We start from the raw sequence: 19,574 nt of genomic DNA, 5'->3' as shown, positions 1-19,574 counted from the left end.
GGCATGCAAAAGCTTATCCTCGCCTCGAACAATCCGGGCAAACTCAAAGAATTCAATGAACTGCTGTCCACCGTCGGTTTCAGCGTGCACGCCCAGGGCGAGTACGATGTGCCGGAGGCGGAGGAGCCGTATTTCACCTTTGTCGAAAATGCACTGACCAAGGCGCGCCATGCCGCGCGCCTGACCGGCCTGCCGGCGCTGGCCGACGATTCCGGCGTCTGCGTCAATGCCCTGGGCGGCGCGCCCGGCGTGTTCTCGGCGCGCTTTGCGGGCGAGCCGAAATCGGACGCGCGCAACAGCGAAAAGCTGATCGCCGACCTGGCCGCGCATGCCGACAAGTCGGCTTACTACTACTGCGTGCTGGTCTTCGTGCGCCATGCCGACGACCCGCAGCCGGTGATCGCCGATGCGCGCTGGAACGGCGAGATCATCGCCGAGGCGCGCGGCAACGGCGGCTTCGGCTACGATCCGCATTTCTATATCGCGGAACTGGGCAAATGCGCCGCCGAACTGGCGGCCGACGAGAAGAACCGCCTGTCCCACCGTGGTCAGGCTTTGCGTCTGTTGGTTGAGAAGCTGAAGAAATGATCCCGATTAAGCCGGTGGGCAGCAAGCCGGTGTCCACCCCCTCCAGTCCTAGTGGTGCCAGTGGCGTGAGCGGCGCCGCCGGCGTCGCCCTGCAGTATCTGCAGCCCGGCGCGCTGAACCTGAGCGCGCTGCCGCCGCTGTCGCTCTACATCCACTGGCCCTGGTGCGTGCGCAAATGCCCGTATTGCGACTTCAACTCGCACGAGGCCAAGGCCGGCGAAAATCCGGAGGAAGCCTATTTGGCGGCCCTGCGCGCCGACCTGGAAATGTCGCTGCCCCTGATCTGGGGCAGAAAGATTTATACCGTTTTCATCGGCGGCGGCACGCCCAGCCTGATGTCGGCGGCGGGCCTGGACCGGCTGCTGTCGGACCTGCGCACCTTGCTGCCGCTGGACGGCGCCTGCGAAATCACGATGGAGGCGAATCCGGGCACCTTCGAGGCCGAGAAGTTCAAGTCCTATCGCGCCAGCGGCATCAACCGCCTGTCGATCGGCATCCAGAGCTTCAATGCCCAGCATTTGAAGGCGCTGGGCCGCATCCATGACGATGGCGAAGCGCGGCGCGCGGTGGAAATCGCGCAAGCGAACTTCGACAACTTCAATCTGGACCTGATGTACGCGCTGCCTGCGCAGACGCTGGACGAGGCGCGCCGCGATCTGGAAACGGCGCTGTCCTTCCGTCCGCCCCATCTGTCGCTATACCACCTGACGATGGAGCCGAATACCCTGTTCGCCAAATACCCGCCGCAGCTGCCGGACGACGACCTGAGCGCCGACATGCAGGATCTGGTGGCCGAGATGACGGCCGCCGCCGGCTACGGCCATTACGAGGTGTCGGCCTACGCCCAGCCGGGCCACCAGGCGCGCCACAATCTGAATTACTGGCAGTTCGGCGATTACCTGGGCATTGGCGCGGGCGCGCACTCCAAGCTGTCCTTCCCGCACCGCGTGTTGCGCCAGGCGCGCTACAAGCAGCCCAAGACCTATATGGAACAGATGGCGGCCGGCTCCGCGGTGCAGGAGGAGCACGAGATCGGACGCGGCGAGATGGGCTTCGAGTTCATGCTCAACGCCCTGCGCCTACAGGACGGCTTCTCGCCCAATCTGTTCGCCGAGCGCACCGGCACGGCCATGAACACGATCGAGAAGGCGCTCAACGAGGCCGAAGCCAAAGGCCTGCTCTACCGCGACCACCTGCTGATCAAGCCCACGGAGCTGGGCCAGCGTTTCCTCAACGACCTGCAGCAGATGTTCCTGGCCGATTGAGCTCAGCCGAAGACCACTTTTGAGCGGCGCATGAAGTCAAGAAAACTGCAGCAGTTGACTGCGACCGTGGGCAGCTTGCAGACGGCGGGGATCTTATAGTTCGCTTTTAACTTCGGCAGGGTTCTTTGTATGGCTTCGTTGGTGATCAATTCCGCAGTATGCTGTTTGGCTGTGGCGATCACGAGCAGATCGTTTTCGCCAACGCCACCTTGATAATGCGCGCCAATCTGCAGAAGTGCCTTAATGCGCAATGCTTCTTGTAAGATCGCATCGTTCACCGGCAAATAGCTTATTGCCAAGGAGTGCAACCACTGGCTGCATTCGGAAGAAACGCCGAGAATTTCGCTTGAGACTACTTCGGATAGACAGATGCGGCTGGCATTCAGCTCCTGAGCAAGCCAGCCCCAGAGATTTGGAAATTGTTCGATAGGATAATTGTCCCAGGCGTAAATGATGGAGGACGTATCAAAGACCTGCATAATGCTTTTCCAGCTCATTCAGGTCATTGAGTTTCAGACCGTCCAGATAGCTGCTTGCTTTTGAAAGCGAGATACGGCGTTCGCCCAGGGCATCCAAAACGGCGCGTACGAAGGTTTCTCCAAAAATGTGCTTGGGCTCTCTATGGCGATAGGTTCTAGCGGCCTGATCCGTATCCGGGGCCGGGAGATTTTTGCTCCAGGCGCGATAGGCGGCATACTGGCTTTGCGACAGGCGCCGCGCGTCCATCAGGCGGCGCAAAATGACTTCGGCACTGACGCCCCATGCCTTGCATTGGGGGTGAAGCCATGCATCAAACGAAGCGGCATTGCCTGGCCGCGCATGATCGGAAATCTCGCACAGGAACTCATCCGGAACCAGCAAATGTCCTGCAAAGGCGTTTGCATCGCGCTCTTCGCCCTGATGCGAGAGCATATCGGACTCATCGTCAATCGAGCTGGTGCGATGCAGAAGGATATGGCCAAGCTCGTGCATCAAAGTGAATGATTGCCTGGCCTCGCTGCGCATTTTCCTTACGACGATGACCGGACAGCTCTCTTCATACAGGGTAAAACCTTGAATCGGGCTTTCGCTGGCAATCTGCCATTTTCCGCTATAGCCGTTGCTGCGGAATACCAGGATTCCTTTCTTTTCAATGGCTAAGCGATAGCTGTCAAAGGAGTTATGGGGGGGCAGTTCCAGCCATTTGCGGGCAAGGCGCGCAGCGGTGGGGATGTCGTCAGCAACGAGTGCGGGATGTTCGAAGCGGGGTAGATCGCCGCTCTCCATCTCTTCACGCAGTGAGAGAAACACAGACCTTTGTTGCTCAACGCGCTCGATGAACAGCTTTAGCTTCGCCGATAATTCCGGTTTCTGATTGGCGAGCGTGCGGAATGCCGGGGTGTGTACTTGCTCGAAATGTATGGAGCCTTCTTCCAAAAAGAAAAGCACGCCTCGACCAAAGTAGGCCGCGATTTTGCTTAGTTGTTTGAAAGTAAGGCCACTTTCGTCTTCCCTGGACAGCACGCGTTCAAGGCTTGCGACTGGAATCGCATTTTCAGCGGCGAGCTTGTCCACGGTGATGCCAAAGTCTGCGCAGCACCATACGATCCTCTCAGGATTGATCGCGTGAATGCGTTCCATACATGGATGGTAGCGCAGCATTGCCATGCAGGCAATGAGCGTTCACGCAATGTGTTTAGAACTCTTCCCATTCCCCGTCGGCGGTATTGACGGGCGCTGCTTTCGCGGCGCTGCGCGTGGCCGGCTTGGCGCTGCCGCCGGCATTGCTGGCGGCGGCGGGTTTGGGCTTGCTGCGTGCCGGCGCGGCGATGGTGGGGCGCGCTGGCGCCACCGGCTTGGCGGGCTTGCTGACGACGGCTGCGGGAGCGGATGCGCGATACGGCGCGCCATCCGAGCCAAGCTTGAAGGAGGAGGCCACGGCGGCCAGATTGGCGGCTTGTTCCTGCATGCTGGCCGCCGCTGCCGCCGCTTCTTCCACCAGGGCGGCGTTCTGCTGCGTGACCTGGTCCATTTGCGTGATGGCTTCGTTGACCTGGTCGATGCCGATGCTTTGCTCGCGGCTGGCGGCCGTGATCTCGGCGATCACGTCGCTCACGCGGCGCACGCTGTCCACCACTTCGCCCATGGTCGATCCGGCCTGCTGCACCAGGCGCGCGCCGATGTCCACCTGTTCCACCGAGTTGCCGATCAGCTCCTTGATTTCCTTGGCAGCGGCCGCGCTGCGCGCCGCCAGATTGCGCACTTCGGAGGCGACCACGGCGAAGCCGCGTCCCTGTTCGCCGGCGCGCGCCGCTTCCACCGCCGCATTCAGCGCCAGGATATTGGTCTGGAAGGCGATGCCGTCGATGGTGCCGATGATGTCCACGATCTTGCGCGCCGAGGCGTCGATGGAACCCATGGTGCTGACCACCTGGCCCACGATGTCGCCGCCGCGCGCGGCCACGTCGGAGGCGGCTTGCGCCAGCTGGTTGGCTTGCTGGGCGTTGTCGGCGTTCTGACGCACGGTGGAGGTCAACTCCTCCATCGAGGAAGCGGTTTCTTCCAGCGAGCTGGCTTGCTCTTCGGTGCGCGAGGACAGGTCCAGATTGCCCGAGGCGATTTCGCTGGAGGCGGTGGCGATGGTATGGGTGCCGGTCTGCACTTCGCTGACCACGCGCCGCAGCGAGTCGTTCATGGTCTTCAACGCCACCATCAGGTCGCCGATTTCATCGCGCGCATGCTTGTCGGGGAAGCTCAGCGTGAGGTCGCCGTCGGCCACGGTGTTGGCGATATTCAGGGCCGAGGAAAGCGGCACGGTGATGCTGCGCGAGATGGCATAGGCACCAGCGGCGCCGGCCGCCAGCAGCAGCACGCCGAGGATCAGCACCAGCCGCGTGCTGCGGGTGTTCGCGTCGTCGATGGCGTGGGCGGTATCGTCGATGGCCTTGCGCTGGAAGGCCAGCAAGGCTTGCACCTTGTTCTGGTAGGCGTCGGCGGCGGGCGAGAAGACGTCCTTGTACATGCGCTCCGCCGCGGCCGCATCGCCCCCTTTGCGCGCCTCGGTGATCTTGGTCTTGGCATCCTGGTAGACCACGCGCAGCTTCAAGGCGTCCTTGAAGATGGCTTTTTCCTCTTCGCTTTCGAGCATGCCTTCCACGGTTTTCAGCAGCTCGCCGCCTTTCTTGGTGCTGGCGGCGATCACGTCGGCGAAGGTGGTGCCCAGTGTTTCGTCGCTGCTGCGCGCGATCAGGGCGGTGCGCGCCACGGCCGAATAAATCAGCACATACCAGTCGGAGACGATGCGTTCCTTGGTCAGGGGCTTGGCCATCATTTCGCGCGTGGCGGCGGCCGTGTCGCGCGCATGGATCAGGGCATAGCCGGTGGCGCAAGCCGCCAACAGCAGGACGATGGCGAAGCCGGCGGCGAGCCGCGCGGCAATGCGCATATTCGACAGAAAACTCATGGAAGCCCCCATTCAGGAATCGGCACGGCCCAGACCAGCGCCGGGACCGAAAAACTAGCTACTTAGTATGCGCCGATACTGTTTTGGGAGGCGAGGCCTTGTGCGTGAGTCGTTGCCATTTCGCAACGAATGGTGCCGTGGCTCAGAAGGTGGCGGTCTGCTTGAGGTCGGGCTTTTCGACCCAGCGCGCCAGGGCTTCGGCCATGCGCTCGCTCTCGCCCACGGCCTGGCTCCAGTCGCGGATGCGCGCCGCGTGGTCCTGGCCATAGTGCTGGAAGTCCTTGCGGTCGGGCTGGCGGCCATTCGGCAGGCGCGCCTGGAAGGCGGGTGAGGGCGAGACCAGGATCACGTTTTCCAGCGCGGCGTCGCGCGCGCGGCGCCAGGGCAGGGACTTGTCGAGCCAGCCGGGCACGATGTAGTCGGAGAAGTGCGGATACAGCACCAGGCCCGGATCGCGCTGGTAGGGCAGGTGCAGGTGGTAGTCGATCAAGCCGCCATCCCAGTAATTGCCGGGCGGCGCGCCGGCGATATCGCGCACCGCCTGTAGCACCAGGGGAATGGAGCCGGAGGCGAGCAGGGCGTCCTGCAGATTGGCGGCGTCGAGGCCGACGAAGTGCGAGGGGAAGGCGTCGAATTCGGCGCGCAGCCAGGCCGCGTCGTCGCGCGCATTGTGGAAGACCACGCGGTCCATCAGGCCGGCCAGCTTGTTGCGCGAGACGAAATTGCCGGCCGCCGCGCGCAGGAAGCCCGCCGTTTCGCGCCAGCGGCTGCCGCCCGTCTGCGCCAGCGCGCCGGTGCCGCGGATCGCCAGCACCGTCAGCAGGTAGTGGGGATTGGCCAGCATCTCCAGGCCGCGTCCGTCGAGCACATTGTCGAGCAGGGCGCGGCAATTGCGGCTGACGTAGGCCGCATCCACCTTGGCTGGATAGGTCTGGTGGATGTAGTGGTAGGCCAGGCGGCGGTGCGCGGCCAGCGGGTCGGCAAAGGCCGATGCCGCCATGCGCCAGGCGCCGATGGACGCGCCGACCAGGCGCCGTTCGCGCGGCGCCTGCTTCAGCCAATCGCCGAACAGCCAGCAGTCGATGCCGTGCAGGATCAAGCCTTTCGGCCCGCCGGCGGCGGCGGGGATGAGGGCGATGTCGGCGGCCTGCAAGCCGTCGCTGGCGATGCGCTGGCGCGCCCGCGCGCCGAGGCGGATGGTGATCGGGGAGTCCATGGCGTTTACTCGTTCATACAAGACGCCATTGTAGCGGCGCGCGCCGTGCCGCGCTTGTACCAGGGCGCCAGAAATCAGGATTGCGGCAGCAGACGCTGGTGCAGCTCGGCCGTCAGGTGGTCGATGCGCTCGGCCATTTGCCTGGTCGCTTCGGTCAGCGCGGTGTTCTGCTTGAGCAGTTCCATCATCTGCGTGGAATGGCGCGCGGCGGCCAGGGCCAGCGCTTCACGGTGGCGCGCGTCGGCGTCGGCATGCGCTTTGTCGCGCTCGGCCTGGCGCGTCTGCGCCAGCAGGATCAGCGGCGCGGCATACGCGGCCTGCACGCTGAAGGCCAGGTTGAGCAGGATGAAGGGGTACTGGTCGAAGTGGGCAAAGCCCAGCAGATTGGCGGCGATCCACAGAATCACGCCGATAGTCTGCACGCCGAGAAAGAGCGGGGTGCCGAAAAAGCGCGCAAACGCTTCGGCGCGCAGGCCAAAGCTGCTGCTGCCGAAGGCCTTGCTCAGATGTTCGTGCTGGTGGTGGAAGCGGTAGTGGTCGGACTCGTGGTTGGCGTTGGCGCTCATTTGCGGCTCCGGGGTGAGGAAGCTTCGATTGTAATGGCAGGGATTCGGCCTGGCATCGTGCCGGATGGTTTAAAGTTCTGTTGAGTGGCAATTGGCTGCAGGCAGCCGCGAAATTGGAAGAAGGAGAGTTTGTGAAACTGTTGACCGCAATGATCTTGGCCGTGGGCGTCTTGGCTTGGGCCACGGCGGAACCCTTGCCTGAGGCTCAGCGCTCAGCGATTGAATACCGGTCCGTCGCCGAGGCATTGGCTGGCCTGCGCGGCAAGCCGGACACCAGAATTGGCATGCAAGGGACTTGGATTATCGCGCATGAGCTGACGCTATATGTGCTTTGGTCTTTCGTGCCTGAGGAGCACCCTGCCTATCCGGCCGTGATTAAGCGGGCGTTCGTCGCAGAGGATGGCGAAATACAGATGAAAATGGGCATCCTGTGCGAAGCAGGCAAAGGTGCGTGCGATGCCTTGCGGCGCGACGCTATCGAGCAGGACGAGAAGCTCCGCGCGCGTGAGCAGTCATCCGGCCGGTGATGGCGCGGACTCGTTGAGCGGAAGGCTTCAGCTTGAGGGACGGGCAGGCAAGCGGCGCTTGTAGGCCCGCTGCCTGCCTGGGATTTACTTCAAACCGCCGCCAAGGGCGCGGTACAGGTCGATGGCGCTGGTGGCGCGCAGCAGGCGGGCCTGTACCAGCGACTGTTCGGCGCTGAACAGTTCGCGCTGCGCGTCCAGCACATCGAGCGAGCTGGCGACGCCGTTTTCGAAGCGCAGCTGCAGCAGGCGCAGACGCTCCGCCTGGGCTTCCTGGATGGCGCGCTGCGCGGCCACCTGCTCGCCCAGATAAGTTCGCGCGGCCAGTGCGTCGGCGACTTCGCGGAAGGCGACCTGGATCGACTTCTCGTAGTCCGCCACGGCGATGTTCTTGCGCACTTCGCTGAGGTTCAGATTCGCCTTATTGCGGCCGGCATCGAAAATCGGCAGCGTGAGCTGGGGCACGAATGACCAGCTGCCGGTGCCGCCGTCGAACAGACCGGAGAAGCTCGGGCTGGCGCTGCCGATCGCCGCCGTCAGCGAGACGCGCGGGAAGAAGGCCGCGCGCGCCGCGCCGATATTGGCGTTGGCTGCCTGCAGGCGCTGCTCGGCGGCGCGGATGTCGGGACGGCGCGCCAGCAGCTCGGACGGCAGACCTTCCGGCAGGGCGCTCATGGCGTCGATCTGCGCATCGCTGGCCATGGCGCCGTCGGCCGTCACGCCCTGGCCCACCAGCAGGGTCAGGGCATTGGCGGCCTGGGCGCGTTGGCGCGCCAGCGCCAGGGCCGAGGCGCGCGCCGTTTCCATCAGCGTTTCGTTGGAGCGCAGGTCGAGGCGCGAGGAGGCGCCCACTTCGACCCGCTGCTGTGTCAGGTCGAAGGTGCGCTTGCGGGCTTCATAGGTGCGTTGCGCCAGCGTGTACTGCTCGGCGTAGGCGCGCTCGGTGAAGTAGGCTTTCGCCACCTCGGCCACGATGCCGATCTGCGCCGACTGGCGCGCTTCGTCGGTGGCCAGATAGCTGGCCAGGGCGGCGTCGCTCAGGCTTTTCACGCGGCCGAAGAAGTCCAGTTCGAAAGCGGCCAGCGACAGGTTGGCGTCATAGCGCTGGTTGCGGCTGATCTGGCCGTTGTTCGATACCGAGGCCGGGGTTTTGCCGCGCGATTCGGACAGGCCCACGTTCAGGTTCGGTAGCCGGTCGGCCGACTGGATGTTGTAGGCGGCGCGCGCCTCTTCCATGCGCAGCACGGCCACGCGCAGGTCGCGGTTGTTGTCCAGCGCGGCGGCGATCAGCTGCTGCAGCCGCGCGTCGGCGAAGTATTCGCGCCAGCCAGTATCGACGGCGGTCTTGGCGTCGGCAGCCCGCGCCGGCTGCGCTTTGGCGCCGCCGGCCGGCGGCACGGCCGGGAATTCGGCCGCCACCGGCGCGGCGGGGCGCTGGTAGGTTGGTGCCAGCGAGCAGGCCGACAGCAGGCCCGCCGCCAGCATCAGGGCCAGCGCCGGTTTCAGGGGACTACGTTTCATCATGCTTTGTTCTCCGGCAGGTCCAGTTCATGCGCGGCCAGACGGCGCTGGCGTTCGCTTCCCTTGAATATCTTGCGCACCACGACGAAGAAGACCGGCACCAGGAACACCGCCAGCACCGTGGCGGTGATCATGCCGCCCATCACGCCGGTGCCGATGGCGCGCTGGCTGGCGGAACCGGCGCCGGAGGCGACCACCAGCGGCAGCACGCCGAGGATGAAGGCGAGCGAGGTCATGATGATGGGGCGGAAGCGCAGGTGCACCGCCTCCAGCGTGGCTTCCACCAGGCCCATGCCCTGCGCCTGCAAGTCCTTGGCGAACTCGATGATCAGGATCGCGTTCTTGGCCGACAGGCCGATGATGGCGATCAGGCCGACCTTGAAGTAGACGTCGTTGGGCAGATCGCGCAGGTGGGCGCCGAGCAGGGCGCCGAGAACGCCGAGCGGCACCACCAGCAGCACGGCCACCGGAATCGATTCGCTCTCGTACAGCGCGGCCAGCACCAGGAACACCGCCAGCAGCGACAGGGCGAACAGCGCCGGCGCCTGCGAGCCGGAGATGCGTTCTTCCAGCGATTGGCCGGTCCATTCGATGCCGAAGCCGGGCGGCAGTTGCTCGGCCAGGCGCAGCAGCTCTTCCATTGCCTCGCCGGTACTGTGGCCTGGGGCGGCGTCGCCGGTCAGCTTCACGGCCGGATATCCGTTATAGCGCACCAGCTGCACCGCGCCGTTGATCCAGCGCGTGCTGGCGAAGGAAGAGAAGGGCACCATGGTGCCGCTGCTGCTGCGCACCTGCAGGCGCAGCAAGTCTTCCGGTTGCAGGCGGCGCGTTTCGTCGGCCTGCACGATGACGCGCTGCTGGCGGCCGCTGTTGGTGAAGTCGTTGACGTAGGACGAGCCGAGCGCGCTGGACATGGTGCTGTTGATGTCGGCGAAGTTCACGCCCAGGGCGTTGGCTTTCTCGCGGTCGATATCGAGCTGCAACTGCGGCGCGTCTTCCAGGCCTTCGGGACGCAGGCCTTTCAGCACTGCGCTCTTGCCGGCCATGCCCAGCAGCTGGTTGCGCGCGGCGATCAGCGCGGCGTGACCCTGCGAGCTGCGGTCCTGCAGACGGGCCGTGATGCCGGTGGCGTTGCCCAGTTCGCGGATCGGCGGAGGGCTGAGCGGGAAGACGATGGCGTCGGCGATGCCGGACAGGGCGCCGAAGGCCTTGCCGGCGATGGCCGATGCCGATTGGTCGGGACCGCGCTCGCTCCAATCCTTGAGCGGCACGAACACCAGACCAGCGTTCTGGCCGTTGCCCGAGAAGCTGAAACCGGCCACCGCGATGGTGCGCGCCACACCGGGTTGGGCGCGGAAGTACTCGTCCACCTTGGCCAGCACGGCTTCGGCGCGGCTGCGCGAAGCGCCTGGCGGCAGCTGCACGTTGGTCACGATATAGCCCTGGTCCTCGTTCGGCAGGAAGGAGGAGGGCAGGCGCGCGAACAGGTAGCCGACGATGCCGAGAATGGCGAGGAAGACCAGCATGAAGCGGCCGGTGCGCGTCAGCATCTTGGCGACCATGCCCTGGTAGCCGGTGGCCGTGACGGCGAAGCGGCGGTTGAACCAGCCGAAGAAGCCGCGCTTCTCGACATGGTGGCCCGCTTGCACCGGTTTCAGCATGGTGGCGCACAAGGCCGGGGTCAGGGTCAGCGCCATCAGGGCTGAGAACACCATGGCCGATACCATGGACAGCGAGAACTGCCGATAGATCGCGCCCACCGCGCCGCCGAAGAAGGCCATCGGGATGAACACGGCGATCAGCACCAGGGTAATGCCGATGATGGCGCCGGTGATCTGCGACATGGCTTTGCGCGTCGCGTCGCGCGGCGACAAGCCTTCCTCGCTCATGATGCGTTCCACGTTCTCCACCACCACGATGGCATCGTCCACCAGGATGCCGATGGCCAGCACCATGCCGAACATGGTCAGCACGTTGATCGAGAAGCCGAACACCTGCATGGCGGCGAAAGTACCCATCAGGGCGACCGGCACCACGATGGTCGGAATCAGCGTATAGCGGAAGTTCTGCAGGAACAGATACATCACCAGGAACACCAGCAGCACCGCCTCGAACAGGGTCTTCACCACTTCCTCGATGGAGATCTTGACGAAGAGCGAGGTATCGTAAGGCACTTCGTACTTCAGGCCGGGCGGGAAGAATTTGGACAGCTCGTCCATCTTGGCGCGCACCAGATTGGCGGTGGCCAGCGCGTTGCCGGTCAGCGACTGCTGCACGGCGATGGCGACGAAGGGCTTGCCGTTCAGGCGCGCGCTGATATTGTAGGTGGCGCCGCCCAGTTCGATGCGGGCCACGTCGGACAGGCGCACGGTGGCGCCGTTTGGATTGGCGCGCAGCACGATCTTGCCGAATTCCTCGATGGAGCTGAGCTGGCCCGTCACCACTACCGGCGCGTTATAGGTCTGCGAGGCGGGATTCGGCAGGTCGCCGATGGTGCCCGAGGCCACCTGGGCATTTTGCTGGCGGATGGCGGCGGTGACGTCGGCCATATTGAGCTTGTAGCCAACCAGCTTGTTGGGATCGACCCAGACGCGCATGGCGCGCTCGGTGCCGAAGAGCTGGGCCTGGCCGACGCCGGGCAGACGCTTGATCTCGTTGACCACATTGCGCGCCATATAGTCGCCGATGGCGGTCGGGTCCATTTTGCCGTCGGTCGAAGTCAGGCCGACGAACATCAGGATGTTGGAGCGCGCCTTGTTCACCTGCACGCCCTGCTGGGTCACCGCTTGCGGCAGGCGCGATTCCACGCGCTTGATGCGGTTCTGCACGTCCACCGCGGCCAGGTCGGGATTGGTGCCGGGCTGGAAGGTCACGGTGATTGTGACCTGGCCATTGGCCTCGCTCTGCGACTCGACGTATTGCAGGCCGTCGGCCCCGTTCATCTCCTGTTCGATGACGCTGGTGACGGCGTCGTCAAGCACCTGGGCGGTGGCGCCGGGATAGGTGGCGTTGATGACGATGGACGGCGGCGCGATGGTCGGATATTGCGCCACCGGCAGCATGGTGATGGCGAGCGCGCCGCCAAGCAGGATAAAGAGGGCGATCACCCAGGCGAATACCGGGCGATCGATAAAGAATTTTGCCATTGCGTCCCCTTACTTGGCGCTGGCCGCGGGAGCGGAAGCGGCGGCCGGCGCGGCCGCTGGTGCGCCCGCGGCGTTGCCGTTAGCCGGCGCTGCGGCGGGAGCGCCCGCGCCATTGCCGCCTGCCGCCGGCGCGCCGCCTTTGGCCGCGCCCGGGCCTTGCCATGGCACTGGATTGACGGTGCCGCCCGGCTTGGCCTTCTGGAAGCCTTCCACGATGACGCGCTCGCCGCCTTTCAGGCCGGAGCTGATGATCCAGCGGTTATCCTGGGCCGCATCGGCCTTTACCGGCTGCGCCGTCACCTTGTTGTCGGCGCCCACGATCATCACGGTCGCGCCTTCCGCGCCGCGCACCACGGCCTGCTGCGGCACGGTGATGGCCGCCTCGTTCACGCCCTGTTCCAGGTGGGCGCGCACATACATGCCGGGCAGCAGATTGCGGTTCGGGTTCGGGAACTCGGCGCGCATCGAGACGGAGCCTGAGCTTTCATCCACCGCCACATCCGAGAACAACAGCTTGCCGGGCTGCGGATATTCGCGGCCGTCCTCGGTCACGAGGGTCACGCGCGCCTGGTCCTTGCCCGCGCTTTTCAATTTGCCGTCGGCCAGCGCCTGCTTCAGGCGCAGCAGCTCGGTGGAGGACTGGGTCACGGTGACATAGATCGGATCGAGCTGCTGCACCACGGCCAGCGGCGTCGCTTCGCCCTGGCCTACCAGCGCGCCTTCGGTGACGAGGGCGCGGCCGACGCGGCCGGAAATCGGCGCGGTCACGGTGGTGTAGCCTAGGTTCAGGTTGGCGGTCTGGCGCGTGGCGCGCGCGGTTGCCAGGTCGGCGCTGGCCTGCTTCTGCGCGGTCAGCGCATCGTCGTACTCCTGCTGGCTGACGGCTTGCGCGGCCAGCAGCGGCTTGTAGCGTTTTACTTTCAGGTCGGCCTGGGCTAGGTTGGCCTCGGCCTTGGCGACGGCGGCGCTGGCGCTGTCGAAAGTGGCCTGGGTCTGGGCCGGATCGATGCGGAACAGGGTTTCGCCCGCCTTCACATCGCCGCCCTCCTTGAAGACGCGCTGCAGCACGATGCCGGGCGTACGGGCGCGCACCTGGGCAATGCGCGACGCTTCGACGCGGCCCGGCAGCTCGTCGCTGATGGCGACGCTGGCGGCTGCTACGGTGACGACCGAAACGGTGGGAGGAGGTGGCGGCGCGTTACTGGCGTTTTTCTTGTCGCCGCAAGCTGCCAGCAGGGTGAGGGAAACAATGGCGGCAGCTAGGGGCGTGTAACGAGGGACAGATCTCATGGATGTCTCGTGAGGTGAAGTTAAACAAATAATGCTTCCCTTGACTTGAAGCAAGGGAGGTGCGGGACATTGTATAACAGTGTTAAATGTAACGTTTTGTACATGCCGGTGGGAAAATTTTGCGCCTGAGAGGGCGTAGTACGGCATGCCGGGTAGACCTGGTTGTGGAGGGCGGGCTGGCTAGACGGGCTTCACAACTACCAGTGGGAGATGATGCGTGGGGGCTAAGGAGTCTTGCGATACACCTCCTGGCCCTCCCAGCCGCAGGAGGTGCCAAGATAGGCCGCACAGTTTTTACCTTCAACCTTGCCTTTCGTCCATTTCTGGTCGAAGGAGACTTGCAGCACACATTGTTCATGGCTTTCAGCTTTTACGTACGGCTCAAGCAGCAGTGTTCTGCCATTAATTTTCCCGATGCCCGCAATGTGGCCCGAGCATGCCCCTTGAGTGACGGTTGCCGATGCGGCCACAATTCCTTTTTCGGGATCAAGTAGGAGAGTTTTGAGGCGAACGGATTTGGATGAAAACACTGCTTCCGCTTGCATGAATTGCGCATGCGCGTTAATCGAAATGAACAATAAGGCTGGAAGTAGATGATTTTTCATCATGGACTATTTCACCTATGATGCCGAGTTCGCTTTGTCTGCATGCCTCGTCTGCGATTAACGAGCAGAAGGCAGACGCAGATTGCCTACGTCAGACTTTGCAGCATATGGCGATTCAGTCACCGCCGAGTGGTCCTAAATTTTCAGGTCAGACCACTAGTCTTGAATTTCCAATGATGTGTACTTGCCTTGCGTATCAAAAAACAGCGATTGTTCCAGTTCTTTTTTTCGATTGTTGGTGCGGTTGACCAGACAATCGACAGGCTCAGCAGGGAATGCCCATTTACAATCCATGTCTCTGAATTGAAGCCAAACCCTTTGAGCTTTTTGCAGTTTGGCTCGCTCGCCTGCCTCCATACGTCCTGACACCTTGGCATAGACTTCATTTAACTTTTTGTCTGCGCTGCGGAGTTCCGCATCCCGTGTGCTTTGCGCAAATGCGGAGACGGCAGCTGCCAGCCCAAGCATTGCCACAACGATCGCATTTTCTGGTCGCATTCTCATCATTCCTTGCCCTGCCTGAGCATTTGCATTGCCCGGTTGCGTTCATCGTCATAACGCCTGTAAAGCGACTTCTTATTCTCGATATCGAGGCTCTCGACATAGTCAATTCGGGCGTCATATATGTCATTGATCAACTTCTCTGGATATTGCGGACTGTTGCGCTGCAGTGCTTTGTCGGCATGGCTGATTGCCGACTCAAGGAAATCAAATGCTTTGGCATGTTGTACGCTTGCGGACCACGCAGCATCCTTCACCGCCTGCGGCTGCGCGTTGATGTCAAGACCGCTTTTCTTCGTCAGCTTCGCAACCAGGGGATCGAAGTGTGTGCGCTCAATATACTGGTGCTGGGCATTGAAGAAATCGTCGCCGGCTGATGTTGCGATGGCTTTCCACCGTTCACCGAACTCACCGGGCTTGCTTGGATCCATATCCTTAAACTGGTCAGACCATGGCCTTCCTTCGGCTTTTAAGAACCGCTGAACTTGACCGCTTTTGGAGGCCAGCTGATAGGCGCCGTAGGAAATTCCGCCTTTGTCTTTCTTTCCGCTGGAAACGACGCCAGCGGCCTCCCTGTAGCGAGCAGGGGGCATGCCGGTTTCATATTTCATGGATAGAGCACCGGTTAGTACTCCGGGCCTTGATCCCTTAGCCTCCGATGGCGAGCTGCGCCCGTAGTCTGGCATCGAGGCCCGCATCTGCTGCTTGTACCAGGCTTCCTGATCCGATGGAGAGAGCCTTTTTCCAGTAATGACCACTCTTTGCACGGCGCTCGTATCATGTGGCGCCTGATTCGTGGCATGACGCGGCGCAGTGGGTGCGGTTTTGTTTGTGCCGCGTTCCCGTTCACGAGCGCCTTGCGTACTGCTTGCTTCGGGCTGATCGTCCACGGTCATCAGGTGCTGGCTTGCGATCAGAGTCGCACCGCAGGCGGTCTTCATCCCTTCCACGGCGGTGCCAATACCGCCGAAGGTATGAAAATCAAGACCCTCGCTGATCGGGTATTGGCCTTTGCATAAGGGACAGTAGGTGAGATGTCCACGCAAGGCGATGGGACGGCCATCGATGGTGGCGTCCGGATTGCCTTCTAAGACCTTGCCGCCATGGGAGGTGGCATCGCCTTGGCAGATGACAGCGCGGGCCATGGCAGTCTCCTTTTGCGTTTAGGAAACTTCACTCTAGTCCGCATCACAGGTAACAACTTGATCCGCAGCAAACAAAAACAGCCGAGCCCGTGTCCACCTTGGTGCCAGGCACCAAGGTGGACACGGGCTCGGCTGTGGGAGCGGCGGGGGCGGCTTAGCGCAGGGCGGTGATCATTTGCTTGAGCTTGCCGGAGTCGGCGCAGAAGGCGCGAATGCCTTCGGCCAGTTTTTCGGTGGCCATGGCGTCTTCATTGAGCATGAAGCGGAAGGTCTTTTCGTCGACGCTGAGCTTGATGATGCCGGCCGCCGGCAGGTTGTCGGCGCTGAGCTTGCGCGCGACCGGGGCGCTGTCGTCGGCCAGCTTTTGCAGCAGGTCGGGGCTGATGGTCAACAGGTCGCAGCCGGCCAGTTCCAGGATCTGGCTGGTGTTGCGGAAGCTGGCGCCCATCACTTCGGTCTTGTAGCCGAACTTGCGGTAGTAGTTGTAGATGCGCTTGACCGATTGCACGCCCGGGTCTTCGGCGCCCTGGTAGTCGATGGCGGTGGATTTCTTGTACCAGTCGTAGATGCGGCCGACGAACGGCGAAATCAGCTGGGCGCCCGCTTCGGCGCAGGCGATGGCCTGGGCCAGCGAGAACAGCAGCGTCATATTGCAGCGGATGCCTTCTTTTTCCAGCACTTCGGCGGCGCGGATGCCTTCCCAGGTGGAGGCGATCTTGATCAGCACGCGTTCGCGCGGGATGCCGGCCTGTTCGTACAGGGCGATCAGCTCGCGGCCTTTGGCGATATTGCCTTCGACGTCGAAGGAGAGGCGGGCGTCGATTTCGGTCGAGACGCGGCCCGGAATCACGTCCAGGATTTCCTTGCCGAATGCAATCAAGAGGCGGTCGATGATGTCGCCGGTGGAGGCGTTCGGGTTGTCGCGCACGGCTTTTTGCAGCAGCGGCTTGTATTCGTCCTTCTGCACCGCTTTCAGGATCAGCGAGGGGTTGGTGGTGGCGTCGCGCGGGGTGTAGGCCTTGATCGACTGGAAATCGCCGGTGTCGGCAACAACGGTGGTGAATTGTTTGAGCTGTTCGAGTTGGTTCATGGCTGCGGCAAGGTTGAGGGTCAAGGGCGAAAGACTTATTGTACCCAATTGGCGGCCACGGCCGGTACTACCAGCATCTGCGGTGCGGTGATTATGTGTGAACATTTTCGCGCGGCGCCCGTCTAAATTGAGCCTATCTGCTCAGTAAGGGGAAAACATGTTGTCCCAGAGCTTGAACGGCAAGCTGGTGGAGGACTTGCGCGAGATGTTGCGCAGCTATGGCCGGCGCCGCTTTCCCGCCTTGCGCGAGGAGGTCGATGACCTGGTGGCGCAGACCCTGGCCGATGTCTGGCAATACCGGCAGGAGGGCAGCATGCAGGAAGCAAGCGAACCGGAGGCGGCCTTGCGCAAGCTGGCGCACACGGTGTTCCGGCGCCGCGCCGCCGACCTGTTTCGCCGCAAGGCGCGCCAGGATGTGTTCAGCCTGGAAGACTTGCCCGAGGTGGAGCAGTTCGATGGCGCCGTGCCCGAGCGCAGCCGTGCCCTGTTGTACCAGCGCATGTTGCGCGTCTGCCTGCGCCAGTTGGCCGAGGCCAGCCGCGAGGACCGCTTGCTGCTGACGCGGGCGGCGGGATTGGGGCGCGACGATGAAGCGGCGCCGCCGCGCGGCATGGGCGCCATGTCGGCGCGCGAGCGCCAGCGCTTGCGCCGTTTGCGGCAGGCGCTGGCCGAGGCGATCCGGCGCGATTTGGGGGAGGATGCGCGGCAATTGCTGCGCAGCGATTTTTAGAAAGGATGGATCATGGCTATCTCCGGCGGGGAACAGGACGATGAGAGCGACTATGAAGCCTTTTTGCATATCGTCCATCTCTCGGATATGCACTATCGGGATGAAAGCGGCGCCAGTGATTTGCGCATGGAGCGCGGCGCGCGCAAGATCGCGGGCTATTTCCAGCGCTGCGGCGCACAGGGCTTAAGCGAATGGATGCTGCGCAAATGGCACCAGGGGACGGCGGGGCAGGACAGCACGGCCCATGAACGGCTGTGCACCTTCCTGACGAAGTTTGCCGACAATCCCCAGTTCGCCGGGGTGGAAACCTGGCTGCTCGATACGGGCGATCTGAGTTCCCTGGGCGATCTCGGTTCGCTGCAAAACGCGGTGGCCTGCCTGAAGGAATACCAGGACATTCTGGGCGCGAGCAAGCTGTTGACCTTGTACGGCAATCACGATGCCTGGCCCGGCAAGTTTCCGCTGCGCGCCAGCCGCAAGGAGCTGCATGCGCACCGCACCCAGATGCGCTCGACCAAATTGTTCCCGCCGAGCTGGCCGATGATGCCGCTGAGCATAGCGATTCCCCATTGCCAGTCGCGCGTGCTGTTGCAGGGCGTGAGCAGCGTGATCGACGATCGCTGGCTGAATGCGCGTGCACTGGGACGCGTGGGCATCGATCCCAACTGGCTGCCGGCGCGTGAAGGCGTGCACCAGTTGCGCAAGCTCGCGGCCGATGCCGAGCAGCATTGGCATGCCGATGGCAGCACGCGCGATTTCCGCATTCTGGCCGTGCACCATCCAATCCACTATCCGCCGCCGCGGCCGACCTGGACCATGCACATGAAAAACGATGCCGATGTGGCCGACGCCTTGGCAGCGTTCAGCCAGAAGGGCCGGGGCAAGCTGGCCCAGCTGGTGTTGAGCGGGCATACGCATGAGACGTATCCGGCCTGGGGCGAGCTGCCGGCCCAGGTCGCGGCCCATGTCTATTCGCCACTGACGGCCGGCCAGGTGCAGCTGGTGGCGGGTTCGCAGGCGCAGGCCACCTATACCGAAGGCGGCAAGCTGAAAAAGCGCGAGCAAGCCTTGCCGCAGGAATTCCAGATCCTGACCTTCTTCGCCGCGCCGCGCAGTGCGCATCGGCAATTGGTCATCGAGCGGCGCGTGGTGCGCCGCACGAATAATAATGGGCCTTACGATTTGATGAAATCGGGTGACGGCGAGGTCGAGGCGATCACCCTGAGCTATTGAGGCTAGCGGTTGCCGTGGTGGGCCAGTCCGGCCGAACGGGCGGAAAAGGCTTGGCGCGCCGCGCGCTGGCTCTGCTGGTTGACCGACGCGGCGGCACGGCCCTGGTGACGCTGCTGCGCCAGTTCGTGCGCGCGCGCCAGCAGGCGGTGGGCCTGGTGGGTGTCCAGATAGAAGCGCGAGCACGCCAGTTCCAGCGCATGGCGCCGGCTACTGTGGCTATCGTCGGCGAAGTCTTCGAGCAGGCGCTGGCAGGCCGCCTGCCGCCCGCTGTAGGTGTCGGCCAGGTCGGTCCAGAACGCGGCCACGGTATGGGCCAGATCCTGGCCGCGTGCCTGGAGCCAGGGATCGTCGTTGAGCGGCTCATCGCTGGCGTCGGCCGTCTGCAGCTGCTGGTTGAGCTGGCAGCCCAACTGGCGCAATTCGGCGTCGAGTTCGGCCTCGTCGCCCAGCTCCTCGAGCAGGTCGCGCAGGATGTCGTTGGCCTCTTCGGCCAGCGCGTCGGCGCTCTCCGTCGCGGTCAGATAATGGACGGTGGTCTTGAACAGGGTGTAGGTTTCGGGGGAAAGGTCGGCGCTTAAGGCTGTTACCCAAGAGTTCCGCTCGGTAATTTGAGCCGGCGTGGAGCTCATGCCCTCAGGAATGTAATTGCGTTTCATCTCGTTGGCCTTTCAAGCTATGGATTTGCATGATGGATCCCTCCTATCGAAGCGGG

Annotated in this window: 18 protein-coding genes; 5 read left to right on the top strand and 13 right to left on the bottom strand. The window is 63.3% G+C overall.

The features are described from left to right. The first annotated feature begins 3 nt into the window (after positions 1–3). Together rdgB and hemW are read left to right on the top strand one after the other, a co-directional pair. Positions 4–588 carry an RdgB/HAM1 family non-canonical purine NTP pyrophosphatase gene (rdgB, locus tag FHS03_RS03700; protein ID WP_183439686.1) on the top strand — a complete coding sequence of 195 codons (585 nt, stop codon included), beginning with the start codon at positions 4–6 and terminating at the stop codon, positions 586–588. Beyond that, entirely contained in the window at positions 585–1,853 is a 1,269-nt protein-coding gene (gene hemW / locus FHS03_RS03695) for a radical SAM family heme chaperone HemW (RefSeq protein ID WP_183439685.1), read from the top strand. Before rdgB ends, hemW begins: the two co-directional genes overlap by 4 nt. A 2-nt stretch (positions 1,854–1,855) precedes the next feature. Here the strand turns inward: hemW and FHS03_RS03690 are convergent, their stop codons facing one another. From FHS03_RS03690 to FHS03_RS03670, 5 genes are all read right to left on the bottom strand, one after another. Next, positions 1,856–2,332, bottom strand: coding sequence for a DUF4411 family protein (locus FHS03_RS03690; RefSeq protein WP_183439684.1), 477 nt, complete (start codon positions 2,330–2,332; stop codon positions 1,856–1,858). Continuing rightward, complete coding sequence (locus FHS03_RS03685) at positions 2,319–3,473, bottom strand: ImmA/IrrE family metallo-endopeptidase (protein ID WP_183439683.1); 1,155 nt, start codon at positions 3,471–3,473, stop codon at positions 2,319–2,321. The genes FHS03_RS03690 and FHS03_RS03685 overlap by 14 nt, the downstream gene beginning before the upstream one ends. Before the next feature lie 55 nt (positions 3,474–3,528). Next, entirely contained in the window at positions 3,529–5,295 is a 1,767-nt protein-coding gene (locus tag FHS03_RS03680) for a methyl-accepting chemotaxis protein (protein WP_183439682.1), read from the bottom strand. A gap of 142 nt (positions 5,296–5,437) precedes the next feature. Then, a complete protein-coding gene (locus FHS03_RS03675) occupies positions 5,438–6,511 on the bottom strand; it encodes a patatin-like phospholipase domain-containing protein (RefSeq protein ID WP_183439681.1) in 1,074 nt (357 codons plus the stop codon). 74 nt (positions 6,512–6,585) lie between these two features. Then, entirely contained in the window at positions 6,586–7,077 is a 492-nt protein-coding gene (locus FHS03_RS03670; RefSeq protein ID WP_183439680.1) for a DUF1003 domain-containing protein, read from the bottom strand. A 131-nt stretch (positions 7,078–7,208) separates the two neighbouring features. On the opposite strand from FHS03_RS03670, the gene FHS03_RS03665 reads away from it, so the two are divergent. After that, a complete protein-coding gene (locus FHS03_RS03665) occupies positions 7,209–7,604 on the top strand; it encodes a hypothetical protein (protein WP_183439679.1) in 396 nt (131 codons plus the stop codon). An 84-nt stretch (positions 7,605–7,688) separates the two neighbouring features. Here FHS03_RS03665 and FHS03_RS03660 read toward each other — a convergent pair whose 3' ends face one another. The 7 genes from FHS03_RS03660 to tal all read right to left on the bottom strand — a co-directional run bounded on the left by FHS03_RS03660 (position 7,689) and on the right by tal (position 16,899). After that, positions 7,689–9,125 (bottom strand): efflux transporter outer membrane subunit, encoded by a 1,437-nt coding sequence (locus tag FHS03_RS03660; RefSeq protein WP_371871582.1) that lies wholly within the window; start codon positions 9,123–9,125, stop codon positions 7,689–7,691. After that, positions 9,122–12,268, bottom strand: coding sequence for an efflux RND transporter permease subunit (locus FHS03_RS03655; protein ID WP_183439678.1), 3,147 nt, complete (start codon positions 12,266–12,268; stop codon positions 9,122–9,124). Before FHS03_RS03655 ends, FHS03_RS03660 begins: the two co-directional genes overlap by 4 nt. A 9-nt stretch (positions 12,269–12,277) precedes the next feature. Further along, entirely contained in the window at positions 12,278–13,558 is a 1,281-nt protein-coding gene (locus FHS03_RS03650; RefSeq protein WP_183439677.1) for an efflux RND transporter periplasmic adaptor subunit, read from the bottom strand. Between the two features lie 224 nt (positions 13,559–13,782). Next, the gene (locus tag FHS03_RS03645; RefSeq protein ID WP_183439676.1) at positions 13,783–14,166 is read right to left on the bottom strand and encodes a hypothetical protein; all 384 of its coding nucleotides are present in this window, start codon (positions 14,164–14,166) and stop codon (positions 13,783–13,785) included. A gap of 153 nt (positions 14,167–14,319) precedes the next feature. Beyond that, a complete protein-coding gene (locus FHS03_RS03640; RefSeq protein WP_183439675.1) occupies positions 14,320–14,661 on the bottom strand; it encodes a lysozyme inhibitor LprI family protein in 342 nt (113 codons plus the stop codon). A gap of 5 nt (positions 14,662–14,666) precedes the next feature. Then, entirely contained in the window at positions 14,667–15,809 is a 1,143-nt protein-coding gene (locus FHS03_RS28600) for a PAAR domain-containing protein (protein ID WP_183439674.1), read from the bottom strand. A gap of 154 nt (positions 15,810–15,963) precedes the next feature. Further along, positions 15,964–16,899 carry a transaldolase gene (gene tal, locus FHS03_RS03630; protein WP_183439673.1) on the bottom strand — a complete coding sequence of 312 codons (936 nt, stop codon included), beginning with the start codon at positions 16,897–16,899 and terminating at the stop codon, positions 15,964–15,966. Between the two features lie 157 nt (positions 16,900–17,056). Between tal and FHS03_RS03625 the strand changes: the two genes are divergently transcribed. Together FHS03_RS03625 and FHS03_RS03620 are read left to right on the top strand one after the other, a co-directional pair. Continuing rightward, a complete protein-coding gene (locus FHS03_RS03625) occupies positions 17,057–17,629 on the top strand; it encodes a sigma-70 RNA polymerase sigma factor region 4 domain-containing protein (protein WP_183439672.1) in 573 nt (190 codons plus the stop codon). A 12-nt stretch (positions 17,630–17,641) separates the two neighbouring features. After that, the gene (locus FHS03_RS03620) at positions 17,642–18,862 is read left to right on the top strand and encodes a metallophosphoesterase (RefSeq protein ID WP_183439671.1); all 1,221 of its coding nucleotides are present in this window, start codon (positions 17,642–17,644) and stop codon (positions 18,860–18,862) included. A gap of 2 nt (positions 18,863–18,864) precedes the next feature. On the opposite strand, the gene FHS03_RS03615 is transcribed toward FHS03_RS03620, so the two are convergent. Next, complete coding sequence (locus tag FHS03_RS03615) at positions 18,865–19,518, bottom strand: hypothetical protein (protein ID WP_183439670.1); 654 nt, start codon at positions 19,516–19,518, stop codon at positions 18,865–18,867. Between the last annotated feature and the right edge of the window lie 56 nt (positions 19,519–19,574).

The organism is Pseudoduganella violacea, assembly GCF_014191875.1.
GTDB classification, from domain to species: Bacteria; Pseudomonadota; Gammaproteobacteria; order Burkholderiales; family Burkholderiaceae_D; genus Rugamonas; species Rugamonas violacea_A.
The sequence above is the reverse complement of the archived record's forward strand: the minus strand, read 5'-3'. Positions and strand labels throughout refer to the sequence as shown.

Excerpts from the sequence above, each read along its gene's own strand:
- rdgB (WP_183439686.1), top strand. The coding sequence starts at position 4 with ATGCAAAAGCTTATCCTCGCCTCGAACAATCCGGGCAAACTCAAAGAA.
- FHS03_RS03655 (WP_183439678.1), bottom strand. The coding sequence starts at position 12,268 with ATGGCAAAATTCTTTATCGATCGCCCGGTATTCGCCTGGGTGATCGCC.
- FHS03_RS03645 (WP_183439676.1), bottom strand. The coding sequence starts at position 14,166 with ATGATGAAAAATCATCTACTTCCAGCCTTATTGTTCATTTCGATTAAC.
- FHS03_RS03660 (WP_371871582.1), bottom strand. The coding sequence starts at position 9,125 with ATGATGAAACGTAGTCCCCTGAAACCGGCGCTGGCCCTGATGCTGGCG.
- FHS03_RS03675 (WP_183439681.1), bottom strand. The coding sequence starts at position 6,511 with ATGGACTCCCCGATCACCATCCGCCTCGGCGCGCGGGCGCGCCAGCGC.
- FHS03_RS28600 (WP_183439674.1), bottom strand. The coding sequence starts at position 15,809 with ATGGCCCGCGCTGTCATCTGCCAAGGCGATGCCACCTCCCATGGCGGC.
- FHS03_RS03650 (WP_183439677.1), bottom strand. The coding sequence starts at position 13,558 with ATGAGATCTGTCCCTCGTTACACGCCCCTAGCTGCCGCCATTGTTTCC.
- FHS03_RS03690 (WP_183439684.1), bottom strand. The coding sequence starts at position 2,332 with ATGCAGGTCTTTGATACGTCCTCCATCATTTACGCCTGGGACAATTAT.
- hemW (WP_183439685.1), top strand. The coding sequence starts at position 585 with ATGATCCCGATTAAGCCGGTGGGCAGCAAGCCGGTGTCCACCCCCTCC.
- FHS03_RS03625 (WP_183439672.1), top strand. The coding sequence starts at position 17,057 with ATGTTGTCCCAGAGCTTGAACGGCAAGCTGGTGGAGGACTTGCGCGAG.
- FHS03_RS03620 (WP_183439671.1), top strand. The coding sequence starts at position 17,642 with ATGGCTATCTCCGGCGGGGAACAGGACGATGAGAGCGACTATGAAGCC.
- FHS03_RS03670 (WP_183439680.1), bottom strand. The coding sequence starts at position 7,077 with ATGAGCGCCAACGCCAACCACGAGTCCGACCACTACCGCTTCCACCAC.
- FHS03_RS03685 (WP_183439683.1), bottom strand. The coding sequence starts at position 3,473 with ATGGAACGCATTCACGCGATCAATCCTGAGAGGATCGTATGGTGCTGC.
- FHS03_RS03640 (WP_183439675.1), bottom strand. The coding sequence starts at position 14,661 with ATGCGACCAGAAAATGCGATCGTTGTGGCAATGCTTGGGCTGGCAGCT.
- FHS03_RS03680 (WP_183439682.1), bottom strand. The coding sequence starts at position 5,295 with ATGAGTTTTCTGTCGAATATGCGCATTGCCGCGCGGCTCGCCGCCGGC.
- tal (WP_183439673.1), bottom strand. The coding sequence starts at position 16,899 with ATGAACCAACTCGAACAGCTCAAACAATTCACCACCGTTGTTGCCGAC.
- FHS03_RS03615 (WP_183439670.1), bottom strand. The coding sequence starts at position 19,518 with ATGAAACGCAATTACATTCCTGAGGGCATGAGCTCCACGCCGGCTCAA.